The sequence below is a fragment of the Bifidobacterium sp. genome, assembly GCF_050874245.1.
GTDB lineage: Bacteria > Actinomycetota > Actinomycetes > Actinomycetales > Bifidobacteriaceae > Bifidobacterium.
In genome coordinates this window covers 1-2,199 of record NZ_JBNMKH010000155.1, presented here as the reverse complement: position 1 = coordinate 2,199, position 2,199 = coordinate 1, and the positions used below count along the sequence as shown (strand labels likewise).

Genomic DNA, 2,199 nt, shown 5'->3' with positions numbered 1-2,199 from the left:
TATTCATGCACGGCATGACCGTCACGGGAATGCGCGACCACATGGACCATGCCCTCATGGGACTCTATCGTCTTCGATGTCGGGGATGATGTCGTGGGCCTTATCGGCTCGATCCGCTCGTTTGCCAGCTCCAGTTGCCTTTTCAGGTCGCCCGCCATTCGTTCCGGCAGACCGCGGTACGCTTCGTCCGCGTGCTCCAGCACCAGCCAGGCCATGGTGCGGGCCGTCTCCTCGACCCTGTCGGGGTCCAGCCCGTTGTCCCCGGCCAGCCTGCGCCAATGGTGCGGCGTCAACTGCCTGGCACCACGGGCGCCGCCTATCTCCATCGGAAGGCTTCGGTCCACGTCCGGCCAGTACGTCGTGGTGAGCACATCGTACATCGGGGCGATTCCGACGCCCTCTGGGCGGAAGATGACGGAATAGTTCTTGGCGTGCGCGTCCGCATTGCTGATGGACGTGTTCAAAGCCAGCCGGCGAATCCATTCGTACGCCAGGACGTCGGTCGGGTCGGCCCTCCTCAATACGGATATGACCTGCTTCGCCTTGACGCCGTACTTGTGCTTGGAGTCATCCCCGATGGCCTGCATCATGTCCTCCGTGTGGACGCGGCGGACCGTTCCGTCGACATTCCTTTCGCGGTCGAAGCGTTCGACGATGTACGACGTCCGCCCCTCGAATCCGATGACGCCGGCCTTCGGGGTCGGCACGCCGCAAAGGGCGGACAGTCCCATGGATGCGGCCTCGTTCTCCTCGACGCCGGGGCGATGCGGGTCGCCAGGTTTGAGGATGTGGGTGGATGGCGTCGATGCATCCGACCAGAACCAGTAACCGTCGATCCGGGCCAGGGAGAATTTCGGCTGGTTGCCGGCGAGGGAGAAACGGGCATGCACGTCGGAATCCCACCAGCTTTCCGCCGCCCCGGCCTTGATCCGGGCGATTCGGGCGGCCACCTCCTTATCGGAGGCCACTATCGGATTCCCCGACGATGGCGGCGAAGGGGGCGTCTCGGAACGGGTGAACACCAGCCCTCCGGACACGTCGGCGCTGTCAAGCAGGTCAAAGGTGTCGGCGGAGGCGGCGTTGGTCTCCTGCGCCATGACCGCCCGTATGGCCGGATTATCAGGGAGAAGATTATCCAGGAAACGTATCGGGGCCTTGCGGAGCCATCCGCCCGTCAAAGGCAGGCTTAATGATATGGGAAAGGCCCCTTCGGCGTAGGAGAAGGCGACGTCATCGCCGTTTCGGTCGAAACGGCCTACGAAACGGGAGTCGGACCAGACATACAGGGAATCCACATCAGGCCCCTATGTGGCATGTGATGCATTCGCGGGGAAGGTTCGCCGGTTTGACGCCAAGGGCGGCGAGTACCTTCATTGTCGTTCCGACCGGGGCGTATCCATGCCCAACAAGGAAGTCGACGTCTTTTTCGGATTCTCCCGACTTCTGGGATAGGATCCTTACGGTAAGACCCTTACGCTTCATTTCGGACCCGAGGTCGAGGCGCAGGGACTCGCTGTCCTTGTAATATCTGGCGGCATTCGATCTGCGGGCGTTCAGAAAACGCCTTCTGCCACGCTCCTTCTCCTCCTCGGTCAAAGGCGGAAAACGGTACTCCAATCCGGCCATGGCAAAACACCTCCTGAAAACCATTATGCCATGCGTCCCATGGCTGGGCTAGAGAATCTCCAGATCATGCCATCCGCCGGCGAGCCTCCAATGCCCGCCGTGCAGGCGCAGCAGCACCGGCTGGAGCACGCCCTCGAAGACAAGTTGGTCGATGGGACCGGCGACGCGGGCGAGGCGGCCCGTCACGCAGGTGCCTTCGACCGTGTGGGCGTGGGCCGTGCGCCCTTCGAGCGCCTCGGGCTCGAACCGGGTCCAGTCCGTCATCGGGCCGCCTTCAGCGCGGCGCGGGCGAGACGCAGGTACCCATCGCGCATGGCGTCCAGCTGTCCGCCCCGCCGGCCGGCCACCTCGGCGTCGGTCGGGTCGTCGGAGGCCCAGTCGGTGTCCAAACGGAACATGGCGGCCGCGGCGCGCTCCATGGCGGCATCGTCGTCAGACGCGGCCGATTCGTCCCGGGCCAGGATGTAGACGAGTGCGGGCGGCAGGGGCGGGTCGGCCGCGGCTCCGGGCAACGCGTCGGCGCGGACCACGCGCCAGCCGTTCGAGAGCAGGGTCTTGAGCACGTCCATGTTC

Annotated in this window: 4 protein-coding genes; all 4 read right to left on the bottom strand. The window is 64.5% G+C overall.

What is annotated here, in order from left to right; translation table 11 throughout:
- Window positions 1–1,295 (bottom strand): HipA domain-containing protein (locus tag ACR0P8_RS09425; RefSeq protein ID WP_432624809.1); only part of this gene is annotated, 1,295 nt, incomplete at its 3' end.
- Window position 1,296: 1 nt separating this feature from the next.
- Window positions 1,297–1,626: a hypothetical protein gene (locus ACR0P8_RS09420; protein ID WP_432624808.1), complete on the bottom strand. Its 330-nt coding sequence runs from the start codon at window positions 1,624–1,626 to the stop codon at window positions 1,297–1,299.
- Between the two features lie 48 nt (window positions 1,627–1,674).
- Window positions 1,675–1,890, bottom strand: coding sequence for a hypothetical protein (locus tag ACR0P8_RS09415; RefSeq protein ID WP_432624807.1), 216 nt, complete (start codon window positions 1,888–1,890; stop codon window positions 1,675–1,677).
- On the bottom strand, window positions 1,887–2,199 hold a 313-nt coding region (locus ACR0P8_RS09410), incomplete at its 5' end, for a hypothetical protein (RefSeq protein WP_432624806.1). The genes ACR0P8_RS09410 and ACR0P8_RS09415, both read right to left, overlap by 4 nt.

Excerpts from the sequence above, each read along its gene's own strand:
- ACR0P8_RS09415 (WP_432624807.1), bottom strand. The coding sequence starts at position 1,890 with ATGACGGACTGGACCCGGTTCGAGCCCGAGGCGCTCGAAGGGCGCACG.
- ACR0P8_RS09420 (WP_432624808.1), bottom strand. The coding sequence starts at position 1,626 with ATGGCCGGATTGGAGTACCGTTTTCCGCCTTTGACCGAGGAGGAGAAG.